The sequence below is a fragment of the Novosphingopyxis sp. YJ-S2-01 genome (assembly GCF_016093175.1).
Taxonomy (GTDB): domain Bacteria; phylum Pseudomonadota; class Alphaproteobacteria; order Sphingomonadales; family Sphingomonadaceae; genus Novosphingopyxis; species Novosphingopyxis iocasae.
Genome location: NZ_JAEDAI010000001.1, coordinates 978064 through 990879 on the forward strand (window position 1 = coordinate 978064; position 12816 = coordinate 990879).

Here is a 12816-nt window from a genome sequence, read left to right on the forward strand (position 1 = left end):
ATGGCGTATGCCAGGAACGTTTGAGCGCTTCTGTCGCCACCGATAGCGCACGCGGTCATTATATCGGCACAGGCTGCAGCGAATGCGAGAATTCCGCAGCTGTTGATCGTGCGCGGTGATCGCCGCCGTCTTCCGCCGAGGAGTAATATCGATGCTTTCCAACGACCACGCCGTCGCCCGATCGGGCACGTTCACCTTGGGCGATCGCACCGTTCACCGCATGGGCTATGGCGCGATGCAGCTTGCCGGGCCCAATGTGTTCGGGCCGCCGAAGGACCGCGCGGCCGCCGAAGCGGTGCTGCGTGAGGCCATGGCGCTCGGTATCGACCATATCGATACGAGCGATTTTTACGGGCCGCACATTACCAACCGCATCATCCGCGATGCGCTCGCCCCCTATCCGGACCGGTTGACGATCGTCACCAAGCTGGGCGCAAAGCGTGACGAGGAGGGCGCGTGGCTGCCCTGGAACGATCCCGAAGCGCTGGAAAAGGGGCTGCGCGACAATCTGGAACATCTCGGGCTCGATGCGATGGACGTCGTGAACGTGCGCATCATGGGTTCAGGCGAAGGCGGCGTCGAGCCCACGGGCGAAAGCGTTGCGCGCTTCGTGGAGCCCGTGGCCCGGTTGCAGGAACGCGGGCTCGTGCGGCATATCGGCATCAGCACGGTTACGCGCGCGCAGGTGGAGGAGGCCCGCAGCATCTGTCCCATCGTCTGCGTGCAGAATGCCTATAATCTCGCCCACCGCGACGATGACGCCCTGATCGACTGGCTGGCCGAAGACGGCATCGCCTATGTCCCCTATTTCCCGCTGGGCGGCTTCAGCCCGCTGCAATCGCAGACTCTGGAGGAAGTGGCGCGCGATTGCGATGCCTCGCCGATGCAAATGGCGCTCGCCTGGTTGCTGCAGCGCGCACCCAATATTGTGCTGATCCCGGGCACGAGCTCGGTCGAGCATCTGCGCCAGAATGTGGCCGCGGCAAATCTGGACCTGCCCGCCGAAGCGATCGCCAAACTTAACGGGATTGGCGCTTAATACCAGTAAGGTGCCACGGAATAATAATCGTAGACGCGTTGCTGATAGGCCATGTCGAGCGCCAGCTCGCGGCTTTCGTCGGTGAAGGTGGGGGCGTCGCGCAGTTCCTGCTTGCTGAGGCCCAGGCGATAACCGGCCAGGTTCACGTCATAGGCGAACTTTTCCCAGGGGATCGAGTGCAGCTCACCGCCCAGGCCCAGAAATCCGCCGATAGAGACGACGATATCGGTCACTTTTCCGTCCGCCTTCTCGATCACCAGCGAATGGACATGGCCCATATGATCGCCGTCCTCGGTGTAGACGGCAGTGCCCTCCACACGGTCGCTGGTGATGGCGTGGTGCCGCTGCGGCGGCTGCTGGATATCGTCTGGGGTGCGACGGGTCTGCGGGGCGGTTTCGGCGTCGGTCATGGCGCTCTCCTTCGGCAAGAGGGCCGGGATAGTCCGGTCGATAGGAAAACGCGCAGAGGAGCACGCGGTTGCAGCCTTTTCCCCCTATCGGGAAAGGGGAAACTAACCCGAATGGTACAAAGGCGTTGACATCGTCACGCTCTTTCGGTACATAAGAAGAACATCGAGATGAAGCGATTCGGGGCAGCGGCCTCCGTCCACCGGGCGGGGGCTTTTTTCATGCGCTCCGTCGGGGTTGGGAGGCACTGGATGAGCGAAGAATTGAGGATTGCGCCCATTGCGGGGCATCGGTTGCAGGCGCGCAGATCGCGAGAAGGCATCTGGACCCAAGAGAAGCGCCAACGCTTCTGCGATCATCTGGCAAACAGCTGCAACGTCGTGGACGCGCTGAAGGCCGTCGGAATGGGTTCGTCCGGCGCTTACCGGTTGCGCGATCGCGATCCGGAGTTCGCAGAACAGTGGCTGTCGGCCCTTCGCGTTGGATATGATCGGCTGGAGGGGGCCCTGCTGAGGCGCGCTCTCCACCTTACCGGTGAAGCCGCTCAGGATTTTCCCGAAGACGGCGCGCCCTTTGCGGAGATGACCCTCGCCCAGGCGATGGACCTGCTCAACAAGCACCGCGGAACCGTTACCGGCGGCGCCTTTCGCGCGCAGGCTCAGGCTACGCAGATGCCGAGTAGCGAGGAGGTCGACCGGCTTATCATAGACAAGATCGCGATCGTGCGCCGCCAGATGAGGACGCGCAAATGAGCGTGGGCCGCCGCAGCGGACGAGCACCGGCCAACGCCCGGAAGAGCAGGCGCAGCCATAGTCCGGATGTGGTGATCCGTGCACTTGCCCGGCTCTCGCTGAAGCAGTTGGCGGCTGTGCTGCGTCGTCTACCGCTCAACCATCGCCGCGAGCTTGTGGGGCGGTGGAAGGGCTTCGAACATGACGGCCAACGCGCGCCCTGCGGCAACTGGCGCGTCTGGCTGATCCGCGCTGGCCGCGGCTTCGGCAAGACGCGGGCGGGCGCGGAATGGGTGAGCGAATATGCACGGCAAAATCCGGACGCGCAGATCGCGCTGGTCGGCGCGAATATCGAGGACGCTCGGCGGGTGATGGTGGAGGGGCGCAGCGGCGTGCTCGCCGTGGCGCGCTCCCATGAAAAACCGCGCTGGAAGAAGGGGGCGGGCACGGTGCATTTCGATAGCGGCGCGGTCGCCACCGTCTTCTCCGCCGAAACGCCCGAGGCGCTGCGCGGACCCGAACACCACGCCGCCTGGTGCGACGAGCTGGCCAAATGGCGGCACGCCAAGCCCGTGTGGGACAATCTGATCCTGGGGCTACGGCTCGGCGAGCGCCCGCAGGCGGTGGTCACGACCACACCGCGCAGCGTGCCGATCCTGCGCACGATCATGGCGATGGACGGCTTCGTCGAGACCCGCGGGGCCACGCGCGACAATCCGCATCTCTCGGCCCGCGTGGTGGCCGATCTGGAGGCGCAATATGGTGCGAGCAATCTGGGGCGGCAGGAGCTGTCGGGCGACCTGATCGACGATGTCGAGGGCGCGCTGTGGAGCCGCGCGCTGCTGGAGGCACGCCGCTGCGCTCCTCCGGAGCAGACGGCCCGCGTCGTCGTCGGCGTCGATCCGCCTGCCGGGGCGGGCGAGGGCGATGCCTGCGGGATCATCGTCGCCGCGCTGCTGCCGGGCGGGCGGGCCGTGGTGATAGCCGATGCCAGCGTGGAGGGTGAGGGGCCGGCGGGCTGGGCCCGCGCCGTCGCCTCGGCTGCGCGCGAATGGGGCGCGGACCGGGTGATCGCGGAGGCCAATCAGGGCGGTGCGATGGTGGAAAGCGTGCTGCGCGCCGCCGACGCCGCGCTGCCGGTGCGTCTGGTCCACGCCAGCCGCGGCAAGGCGGCGCGCGCGGAGCCTGTTGCCGCGCTCTATGAGGCGGACAAGGTGCACCATGCCGGGCACTTTCCCGCGCTGGAGGACCAGCTCTGCGGCCTGATCGCGGGCGGCGGCTATGAAGGCCCCGGCCGCTCCCCGGACCGCGCCGACGCGCTCGTCTGGGCGATCACCGCGCTGCTGCTGAACCGCCGCGGCGAAGTGCAGGTACGCGGGCTCTAGATCCTCCCCGAGCTCGCTCGGGGAGGGGGACCGCCCGCGAAGCGGGGGGTGGAGGGGTATTGGCGCCTCGATCTGACCGTGTTCGACAAATGAATATTGCTCTGCCGACCCCTCCACCATGCTTTGCATGGTCCCCCTCCCCACGATGTGGGGAGGATTTGAAAGGACATACTCATGACCATCCTCGATACGCTGCGTCTCGCCTTCAAAGGCGCGGGCGCGGGTGAGCGGCCGCGTCTGGCGCGCTGGTTCAACTCCCCCTGGGGCGCGGCCTTCACCGATGACGCGCCCTTTTCCTATGATGCCGCCGTGCGCGCCGGTTACGAACGCAACCCCGTCGCCCAGCGCGCGGTGCGGCTGGTGGCCGAAGGCGTGGGCGCCGCGCCGGTCGAGAGCGATACGCCCGGCCTCGCCGCGCTGGCCAATGCATCGAGCGCGGGCCAGCGCCTGTTCGAGACGGTGGCCGCGCAGCTGCTCCTGCATGGCAACGCTTTCGTGCAGATCCTGCGCGGGCCCGGAGGCGAGGCGGCGGAGCTGTTCGCGCTGCGGCCGGACCGTGTCACCATCGTCCCCGATGCGCGCGGCTGGCCCGCCGCCTTTCATTATCGCGCGGGCGATGCGGTGGAGGCGATCGACGCGGTCGGCACCGACGGGCGGCCGCAGATCGTCCACATCAAGGGCTATCATCCGCTCGATGATCATTACGGCCTGGGCTGTCTCGGCGCGGCGGCGGAGGCGATCGGCCTGCACAATGCCGCCACCCGCTGGAACCGCGCGCTGCTGGACAATGGCGCGCGGCCCAGCGGTGCGCTGGTCTACGATCCGGGCGACGGCTCCACCCTCTCGCCCGAACAGTTCGCCCGCCTGAAGGCCGAACTGGAGGGCGCCTATCAGGGCCCCGGCAATAGCGGGCGGCCGATGCTGCTGGAAGGCGGCCTCAGCTGGCAATCCATGGCGATGAGCCCGGCGGACATGGACTTCGCCGGGCTGAAAGAAGCCGCCGCGCGCGACATCGCGCTCGCCTTCGGGGTGCCGCCGATGCTGCTCGGGCTGCCGGGCGACAACAGCTATGCGAACTACCGCGAGGCGAACAAGGCGCTGTGGCGGCTCACCTTGCTGCCGCTGGCGAGCACGATCTGCGAGGCGCTGGCCGAGGGCCTTGCCGACTGGTTTCCGGCGGCGGCGCTGACCGTCGCAGTCGACCGCGTGCCCGCTCTGTCCGAGGACCGCGAACGGCTGTGGACCAGCGTGACGGCGGCGGATTTCCTCAGCCGCGAGGAAAAGCGAGAAATGCTGGGGCTGACGGCGGAGGAGGCGGTATGATCACGAACGACATGCTCGCCGGCCTCGCGCTCGAGGCGCGGCGCGAGGGGATCGACGCGGTGACACTGCGCGCGATAGTGGAAGAGGCAAGCGATGCCGGTGCCGCCCGCGCGCTCGAACGGCTCGGCCTCGCGGACCCGCAGGCGCATGGCGACGTGCGCGAGCTGCGCCAGCTGCTCGACGCCTGGCGCGAGGCCAAGCGCGGCGCGCTGAAGGCCGGGCTCGACTGGCTGGTGAAGGCGTTGATCGCGCTGATGCTGATCGGCATCGCCGTGCGCATCGGCGTGGGGGAGATGGTGCGATGAGCTTTTCCTACTATGCCGCATCCGTTCGCCCTGAGCTTGTCGAAGGGCCGTACTATTTTGCCCGACAGAAGGACGGGGCTTCGACAGGCTCAGCCCGAACGGAGGAGGGCGTTTCCGGGGCCCTCCGCATCGCCGGATATGCTGCGATCTTCGGCATCGAGGATCGCGGCGGCGACATCATCGAACCGGGTGCCTTTGCCGCCACCCTCGCCGCGCAGCCACCGGACGGGCTCCCGCTGCTCTGGCAGCACGATCCGCTGCGCCGCATCGGCACCGTCACCTATGCCGCCGAGGACCGCAAGGGCCTGCGCGTTATCGCGCAGCTCACGCCCGAAGGCACCGCGCTCGCCAGCCGCGACTGGGGCGGCGGCCTCAGCTTCGGTTACCGCGTCCGGATGAGCGAAGGCACCCGCCCCCGCCGCCTGCTCGCGCTCGATCTCGTCGAAGTCAGCCTAGTCCGCCTGCCGATGCAGGCGCTGGCGCGAGTGCATCAAATTTTCGGAGAAAGTTCATGAGCGGAACTCTGCCCACATTTGTTCAAGTTGAAGTTCAACCTAGAAATCGCGGTGCTGGCCACGTTGTTGAGGCGATCCAAAAGGACGGGGCGATCGAGCAGGCAATTTTTTTGGGCCCCCGCTCGAAACAGCGAGCGGAGGCCTATCGCGCAAGCGTATATTTCCAGATCTAAACGAAAACTTCCATGTCAACGTCATCGACACAGGTCTGTGGTTGGGTGTGTTCGTCAGAAGAATGCCAAGGCCCTTCGATCAACTCCACCGCAGAAATTTGAGCAATAAACATGCAGCGCCATTGCCCGCCTTCCGGGAGGCCTGAAGAACTGCCCCCGGCATATTGGAAGGTGAGGACTTTCTCCTCTCCGTTTTTTCTTCCCAATGTATGGGCGCATACCTCCCTTCGATGACCTTGGTAATCACAAGAGAACGGTTTTCTGGCTTCCATACTATCACGTATCATCTGGTACACGCTCGACATTATCATCCTCCTAAGAACATCGATTCATCACCACGATCTATATTAAATACGGAAATCAAAGCATTCAACAGATTTGAGTTCTGCTCTGCAAAGGTGCCGCCTCCGGGCGGCTTTTTTGTGTCCAAAATCCATCCCAAGAAAAGGAAATCCCATGGATATCATGACCACCAATGCCGCGCCGCAGTCTGCGGTGACGCCTGCCGCCGATCCGCTGGAGGCTTCGTTCGACGCGGTGTTGCGCGTCGATGAGCATGAAGCAAAGATTGCGGGCCTGCGCACCGATGTCGATCAGTTGAAAAGCGATGTCGGCGGGCTGCGATCGCGCATGGACAAGGTGGCCGCCGCTGCCGCGCGTCCGGTGCTTGCCTCCACCGTCGCGGGTGAGGGCGGCGATGCGCCGGTGTCCGCCGCGCCCGAAGTGAAGAGTTTTATCGAGGGCTATTTGCGGCGCGGGCGGGAGACGGAGGTGAAGTCGCTTTCCTCCGCTTCGGGCCCGGAGGGCGGCTATGCCGTGCCGCGCCAGATCGATGCGCTGATCGGGCGGACCTTGCTCGATATCTCGCCGATCCGCGCCATCGCCACCGTGGTGCAGACCGGCACCGCAGGCTATCGCAAGCTGGTGACCACGGGCGGCACGCCGTCGGGCTGGGTGAGCGAGACGGCGGGGCGGCCCGCCACGGCCACGCCGGACTTTGCCGAAATCGCCCCGCCGACCGGCGAGCTCTACGCCAACCCCGCCGCTAGCCAGGCGATGCTCGACGATGCCGCGTTCGACGTGCAGGCCTGGCTGGCGGACGAGATCGCCCGCGAGTTCGCCCGGGCTGAGGGTGCGGCGTTCGTAAACGGCAGCGGGGTGAACCAACCGCGCGGCTTCCTGTCCGTCAGCATGACCGACGAGCCGGATGACGTGCGCGCCTTCGGGCAGATGCAATATGTCCCCAGCGGTTCGTCCGGCAGCTTCGGCGGTACCAATCCGGAAGATGCGCTGGTCGATCTGGTCCACGCGCTGCGGCCCGCCTATCGGCAAGGCGCGGCGTTCGTGATGAACTCGGCCACGCTGGCGCGCATCCGCAAGTTCAAGACGGCGGACGGCGCGTTCCTGTGGCAGCCCTCGCTCGCCGCGGGGCGGCCGGACACGCTGCTCGGCTATCCGCTGGTGGAGGCGGAGGACATGCCGGACATCGCCGCCGACGCGCCCGCCATCGCCTTCGGCAATTTCCGCGAAGGCTATCTGATCGCCGAGCGCAGCGCGACGAGCATCCTGCGCGATCCCTTCACCAACAAGCCGTTCGTGCACTTCTACGCGACGAAGCGCGTGGGCGGCCAGGTGATGAATGCCGAGGCGATCAAGGTCTTGCGGTTCAGCGCTTCGTAAACGCCATATCCTCCCCTCGCTCCGGCGAGGGGAGGGGGACCGTTTGCCGAAGGCAAATGGTGGAGGGGCCGTAGCGCTCCGATTCGATCGAACTTAGCGGTGCCGGGCGGTCCGGCCGGCCCCTCCACACCTCGACTGCGTCGAGCGGTCCCCCTCCCCGAGCCAAGCTCGGGGAGGATTTTTTATGTTTCACCTACCTGAAAGGAGCCAAGCTGATGGGCCTCGTCACCAGCACACCGCCCGATCTCGGCCCCGCCGCGCTCGCCGCGCTCAAGCAATATCTGCGCATCGCCATCGATGGTGAGGATGAGGCGCTGACCGAGCAACTGCGCAGTGCCTATGAGCAGTGCGAATGCTTTCTCGGCACCACGCTGATCCTGCGCGATTATGCCGAGTTGCTCACCGCCGGTTCCGGCTGGCAGGCGCTGACGCATCGGCCGGTGGTGTCGATAGAGGCGGTCGACGGCCTGCTCGCGGAAGGATCGGATATCGCGCTGCCGGTCGATGCCTATGCGATCGACATCGCCGCCGACGGCGGCGGGCGTATCCGGATCGAGAGGCCGGGCGCTGCCGGGAGGGTGCGCGTCCATTACAGCGCGGGAATTGCCGGCCATTGGGAGGGCGTGCCCGAAACGCTGCGCCAGGGCATCGTGCGGTTGGCGGGGTTCGGCTATTCGGAGCGCTCGGCGCAAGCAGCCGTCCCCGCTGCCGTCACGGCCTTGTGGCGGCCCTGGCGCCGGGTGGTGTTGGCATGAAGGCGGGGCGCATGAGCGGGCTTGCTGGAAGCGGGCGGGCGGCACAGGCGCTGCTGCGGCGCGGTGCGGCGATGGCTGCGTGGCGAGCCGAGCGACGCGCAGCGCTGCTGGCGCAGATCTATGGCGATGCGCTGCCCGATGCGCAGGTGTCGCGCGATGCGCGCGGCTTGACCGTAAAGGCGCGCGGGTTGCTCGCACGGATGATGCGCGATGCACGGCTGCACTGGCCCGGCGGGTGGCTGCGATGAGTGCCGCGACCATAGTGCGCGAGGCTGCCCTGGCTGCGCTGCGTGACGATCCGTTTCTGAGTACCCGGCTGAACGGCGTCTACGACAGCGTGCCTTCCGGCGCGCAGCCGCCCTTCACCTATCTGCCCGATATCCTGTCGGTCGATTGGGGCACCAAGACCGCGCGGGGCCGCGAGCTGCGGCTCGGCGTCATGGTCGAAGCTCCCGAGGCGACGGTGCTGCCGGACTTGGCGGACGCCGCCGAAGCCGCGATCCTCGCGCTGCCGCCGGACCTACCCGGCTGGCGCATCGCCAGCTGCGTCTATTGGCGCAGCCTTGCGAGCGACGAGGGCAAGCGGCGCCGCCGCCTGATCGAATTTCGGGTGCGGATGCTGGAGCACTGACGATCCTCCCCAAGCGCGCTTGGGGAGGACTGCTTTATTGAAAAAGGAGAACCAATATGCCGGCCGAAAAGGGCAGTACCTTTCTACTCAAGATCGGCGACGGAGCGGCGAGCCCCGCTTACGCCACCATCGCGGGTCTGCGCACCACGCAGCTGTCGATCAATGGCGAGGCGGTGAACGTCACCAGCAAGGATAGCGGCGGGTGGCGTGAGCTGCTGTCGGGCGCGGGCGTGCGCTCGGTCAGCGTCTCGGGCGCGGGCATCTTCACCGGCTCCGATGCCGAAACACGGCTGCGCGGCCATGCGCTAACCGGGAAGATCGACGACTATGAACTGAGCTTCGAGAGCGGCGAACGGATGCGCGGGCGGTTCCTGGTCAGCCGGCTCGATTATGCTGGCGATTATAATGGCGAGCGCAATTATACGCTGAGCCTGGAAAGCTCCGGCGCGGTGGCGAGCCTGTGAGCGCGGCGGCAAACCCCGCGCGGGGCGAAGCTTCGGTGCGTATCGGCGGCGAAGCGTTACGGCTGCGCCCGAGCTTTGCCGCGCTGGTGGCGGCCGAAGAGGAGCTTGGCCCCTTGTTTGCGCTGGTGGAACGCGCCGCGGCGGGGGAGCTTCGGCTTGGCGAACTGGCGGCGCTGTTCTGGCACTGCCTGGCGGATGGGCCGGGGGGCCTCACCCGCGAACGCTTCGGCGAGGCGCTGGCGGAGGCGGGCCTTGCCGCGCTGACCCCGGCGCTCCGCGTGCTGCTGAAGCAGATCTTGCAGGGGCGGTGAGGGGGTGACCTTCGCCGACAGTGCCCTGCGCCTGTCCGCTCTCGCCGCCCATTGGCTTCACTGGCGGCCCGATGACTTCTGGGCCGCGACGCCGGCGGAACTGGCCGCCATCCTTTTGCCGCCCGGCGGAACGTATGCGCCGCCCGATCTCGACGATCTGATGGAAAGATTTCCCGATGGATGAAGAACTGGAAACGCTGGTGATCGGCGTGCGCGCCGACACGCAAGGTTTTGCGCGCGATGTGCAGGCGATGCGCGCGCAGCTCGACGGGCCGATGGCGGACGGGATGGAGCGGGCGGGGCGCGCCTTGGAACGCGGACTGAGCGCCGCCATCCGGCGTGGTCGGTTCGGTTTTGAGGAGCTGAAGGCCGTGGCGCTTTCCGTGCTGGACGAGATTGCCAGTGCCGCCATCCGCGCAGGCATCGGATCGCTGCTGGGGGGTTCGGGCGGGGGAGGCGCTGGCGCGGCGCTCGGCGGTATTGTCGGTCAACTGCTCGGCGCGCCGGGCCGTGCGACCGGCGGACCGGTGTCGCCCGGCCGGGCTTACCGCGTGGGCGAGCGCGGGCCGGAATGGTTCGTGCCGACAACCAGCGGGCGGGTCGAGGCGACAGGTGCCGCCGCGCCCGCGCCGGTGGTGAACCTCACCGTCCACATCGCCGATCGTGCGGGCAGCGCCCCGCAAGCGCTGCAACGTTCCAGCCGCCAGGTGGCGCAGGCAGTGAAGCGCGCGCTCGAGGCTTAGAAACGCCATTTTCGGGAGAAATCCTCATGCCCCACTGGCTGGCCCGCCCGGACCATGCTGCCGCGGTAGAGCAGGGCCATATGGCCCGCTTCGACGCGCGCTTCTGGACCGTCAACTTTCCACGCCCGATGATGGCGTCCACCGTCACCACCGGCCCCGGCGCACTGCGCGTCGATGCCGTATTCTACAATAGCGACGATCTTGCCGGGCTGATCTGGGAGAGCGAGGACCGCTGGGACCATCCTCTGCTCGCTTATGAAACGGTGCGCGATTATTCGCGGCTGACGCTGCGCTTCCACTGGCGCTCCACCGGCCTGATGCCGCTCGATGCGGTCAACGGGCCGACACTGACGATCGAGGGTCGCGACGCGGCGGGAAAACAGCGCAGCTGGTATGTGCGCCTGTGGAACTATGCCGTGGGCACGCCGCAGGACGCGGCTATCACGCTGCCGTTCCAGACGCTGGCGGGCGGTTTCCTGCTGCCGGGCGAGGCCGATCCGGTGCATCCCAAGGACATCGACCGGATGTTCATCTCGCTGGTGCCGCCCGGCTATACGGGCGAGGCGGGACGGCTTGCCCAGCCTGCCGAGGCTTGGGTGGAGATCAGCGATATCACCTGCGACGGTGAGCGCGCGGTGATCGGCATCGCCGATGCCATGCTGCCCGAGCATGCGCTGCGCATGGCGACGGGTTATGACGATGCGTACAATCAGAGCCCCGAACGGCTGCTGCGCCAGATCCGCGCGCTCGGCTATCGCGGGATCATCAACCATTATGTCGGAATGAGCCATTATTTCCGGCTCGAGAGCAGCGGGCCGGGGCTCTATGTCTCGCTGGCCGGCGGCACGCTCAATGCCCCGTGCAGCGCCTGGCACCGCGACTTCGCGGCCCGCGCGCTGGCGATGGGGTTCGAGACGATCCTGTCATTGAGCTTCGAACTGTTCGACGCGCATTGCTGGAACGACTGGAAGCAGCGTGCGGAAAATGGCGATCCGGCGCTGACCGGCTGGAACCCGCCGTCCACTTTGCTCTCGCCCGCGCATGGCGGCGCAATGGGCTATCTTCGCGCCGTGGGCCGCGCCTTTGCCGCGATCCAGCGCGATGCGGGGCAGGCCGTGCGCTTTCAGATCGGCGAGCCCTGGTGGTGGATCATGCCGGACAGGCGCATCTGCCTCTACGACGCGGCGGCGTGGAACGCTTTCGGTAGCGACATCGTCTCGATCCCGTCGATCGACGGCGCGAAGACGGCGGCCCAGCAGGCGATGCTCGACCGCGCGGGAGAAATGCTGGCCGCTGCCACCGCCGCGCTGGCCGATGCGGTGCGGGATGAGGCGGGCAGCGCAGGGGCCACGCTCTATCTGCTGGTCTATCTGCCCACCGTGCTGGACGCTGCCGCCCCGGATGCGCGGCGGGCCAATGTACCCGTCGGCTGGGCCGCGCCCGCCTTCGATGTGCTGCAGCTGGAGGATTATGACTGGACGGTCGCCGCCAATCACGCGGGCACTGAAAGCGGCGTCGCCGCGATGACCGCGCGGCTCGGCTATCCGCTGGCCGAGCAAGAGTTTTTCGTGGGCTTCGTGCTGAAACCGGAAGAAGAGGCGCAATGGCAGGCCATCGCCCGCGCGATCGATCTGGCCGAGGCGCGCACGCCGGCCCGCAATTATGTCTGGGCGCTGCCGCAGGTGGCGCGCGACGGCTTCACCTATTTTCAGTTGGAGGAGGATGCCATGCGCGGCTTCGACGATGTGCGCTTTCCGATCGCGATCGGGCGGCACGCCACTGTCACGTCCGAATTTTCGACCGGTATCGTCACTACGCTCTCCGGGCGCGAACGCCGGACGAGCGACTGGGCCGATGCGCGGCTGGCCTTCGATGCCGGGCCGGGGGTGCGCAGCGATGCCGATGCGGCGGAGCTAATTTCCTTTTTCCGCGCACGGCGCGGCGCGGCGATCGGCTTTCGTTTCACCGATCCCAGCGATCACAGCTCGGCCGGAATGACGGACGCGCCCGGCCCGTTCGATCAGCGCATCGGCACCGGCGATGGGCTGGCGACCGACTTTCCGTTGGTGAAGATTTATGGCGCAGGGGAGGCGGAGCAGCAGCGGCGGATCACGCGCCCCGTCGCGGGCACGCTGCGCGCCGGCATCGGCGGCGTGGAAACACAGGGCTTCACGTTGCAGCCGCTCGGGTTTTTGCGCTTCGACACACCGCCGCCGGATGGGGCCGCAGTCACCGCTGGCTTCCGCTTCGACGTCCCCGTGCGCTTCGCCGAAGACCGCCTCGAGATCGCCGCCGCCACCCAGGGTGCTGCCGATCTCGCCAGCGTGCCGCTGATTGAGGTGAAGGAGTAAGG

The 12816-nt window shown here is 67.1% G+C and carries 17 protein-coding genes; 15 read left to right on the forward strand and 2 right to left on the reverse strand.

The window, feature by feature from the left end:
- Nucleotides 1-151: 151 nt before the first annotated feature.
- Entirely contained in the window at nt 152-1039 is an 888-nt protein-coding gene (locus tag I6A82_RS04765) for an oxidoreductase (RefSeq protein WP_198093955.1), read from the forward strand.
- Here the strand turns inward: I6A82_RS04765 and I6A82_RS04770 are convergent.
- Nucleotides 1036-1449 carry a PRC-barrel domain-containing protein gene (locus I6A82_RS04770; protein ID WP_198093956.1) on the reverse strand — a complete coding sequence of 138 codons (414 nt, stop codon included), beginning with the start codon at nt 1447-1449 and terminating at the stop codon, nt 1036-1038. The genes I6A82_RS04765 and I6A82_RS04770 overlap by 4 nt on opposite strands.
- Before the next feature lie 249 nt (nt 1450-1698).
- Here I6A82_RS04770 and I6A82_RS04775 point away from each other — a divergent pair, with 249 nt between their 5' ends.
- From I6A82_RS04775 to I6A82_RS04795, 5 genes are all read left to right on the forward strand, one after another.
- Nucleotides 1699-2199, forward strand: coding sequence for a hypothetical protein (locus I6A82_RS04775; RefSeq protein ID WP_198093957.1), 501 nt, complete (start codon nt 1699-1701; stop codon nt 2197-2199).
- Complete coding sequence (locus I6A82_RS04780; RefSeq protein WP_198093958.1) at nt 2196-3563, forward strand: DNA-packaging protein; 1368 nt, start codon at nt 2196-2198, stop codon at nt 3561-3563. Before I6A82_RS04775 ends, I6A82_RS04780 begins: the two co-directional genes overlap by 4 nt.
- 174 nt (nt 3564-3737) lie before the next feature.
- Nucleotides 3738-4886 carry a phage portal protein gene (locus I6A82_RS04785; RefSeq protein ID WP_198093959.1) on the forward strand — a complete coding sequence of 383 codons (1149 nt, stop codon included), beginning with the start codon at nt 3738-3740 and terminating at the stop codon, nt 4884-4886.
- Entirely contained in the window at nt 4883-5191 is a 309-nt protein-coding gene (locus I6A82_RS04790) for a DUF6127 family protein (RefSeq protein WP_198093960.1), read from the forward strand. Before I6A82_RS04785 ends, I6A82_RS04790 begins: the two co-directional genes overlap by 4 nt.
- The gene (locus tag I6A82_RS04795; RefSeq protein WP_198093961.1) at nt 5188-5706 is read left to right on the forward strand and encodes an HK97 family phage prohead protease; all 519 of its coding nucleotides are present in this window, start codon (nt 5188-5190) and stop codon (nt 5704-5706) included. The genes I6A82_RS04790 and I6A82_RS04795 overlap by 4 nt, the downstream gene beginning before the upstream one ends.
- A 169-nt stretch (nt 5707-5875) precedes the next feature.
- Here I6A82_RS04795 and I6A82_RS04800 read toward each other — a convergent pair whose 3' ends face one another.
- On the reverse strand, nt 5876-6184 hold the full coding sequence (locus tag I6A82_RS04800) for a hypothetical protein (RefSeq protein WP_198093962.1): 309 nt from the start codon (nt 6182-6184) through the stop codon (nt 5876-5878).
- A 151-nt stretch (nt 6185-6335) separates the two neighbouring features.
- Between I6A82_RS04800 and I6A82_RS04805 the strand changes: the two genes are divergently transcribed.
- The 9 genes from I6A82_RS04805 (at nt 6336) to I6A82_RS04845 (ending at nt 12814) form a co-directional block, all read left to right on the forward strand.
- Nucleotides 6336-7559, forward strand: a complete 1224-nt coding sequence (locus tag I6A82_RS04805; RefSeq protein ID WP_198093963.1) for a phage major capsid protein — start codon at nt 6336-6338, stop codon at nt 7557-7559.
- 215 nt (nt 7560-7774) lie between these two features.
- Complete coding sequence (locus tag I6A82_RS04810; RefSeq protein ID WP_198093964.1) at nt 7775-8314, forward strand: head-tail connector protein; 540 nt, start codon at nt 7775-7777, stop codon at nt 8312-8314.
- An 11-nt stretch (nt 8315-8325) separates the two neighbouring features.
- Nucleotides 8326-8562 (forward strand): hypothetical protein, encoded by a 237-nt coding sequence (locus tag I6A82_RS04815; RefSeq protein ID WP_198093965.1) that lies wholly within the window; start codon nt 8326-8328, stop codon nt 8560-8562.
- Nucleotides 8559-8945, forward strand: coding sequence for a tail completion protein gp17 (gene gp17 / locus I6A82_RS04820; protein ID WP_198093966.1), 387 nt, complete (start codon nt 8559-8561; stop codon nt 8943-8945). Before I6A82_RS04815 ends, gp17 begins: the two co-directional genes overlap by 4 nt.
- Nucleotides 8946-9001: 56 nt before the next feature.
- Entirely contained in the window at nt 9002-9409 is a 408-nt protein-coding gene (locus tag I6A82_RS04825) for a phage major tail protein, TP901-1 family (protein ID WP_198093967.1), read from the forward strand.
- Complete coding sequence (locus I6A82_RS04830; RefSeq protein ID WP_198093968.1) at nt 9406-9720, forward strand: gene transfer agent family protein; 315 nt, start codon at nt 9406-9408, stop codon at nt 9718-9720. Before I6A82_RS04825 ends, I6A82_RS04830 begins: the two co-directional genes overlap by 4 nt.
- A gap of 4 nt (nt 9721-9724) precedes the next feature.
- Nucleotides 9725-9904 carry a phage tail assembly chaperone gene (locus I6A82_RS04835; protein WP_198093969.1) on the forward strand — a complete coding sequence of 60 codons (180 nt, stop codon included), beginning with the start codon at nt 9725-9727 and terminating at the stop codon, nt 9902-9904.
- Entirely contained in the window at nt 9897-10463 is a 567-nt protein-coding gene (locus I6A82_RS04840; RefSeq protein WP_198093970.1) for a tail tape measure protein, read from the forward strand. The genes I6A82_RS04835 and I6A82_RS04840 overlap by 8 nt, the downstream gene beginning before the upstream one ends.
- Nucleotides 10464-10489: 26 nt before the next feature.
- Complete coding sequence (locus tag I6A82_RS04845; RefSeq protein WP_198093971.1) at nt 10490-12814, forward strand: DUF2460 domain-containing protein; 2325 nt, start codon at nt 10490-10492, stop codon at nt 12812-12814.
- The last annotated feature ends 2 nt before the right edge of the window (nt 12815-12816 follow it).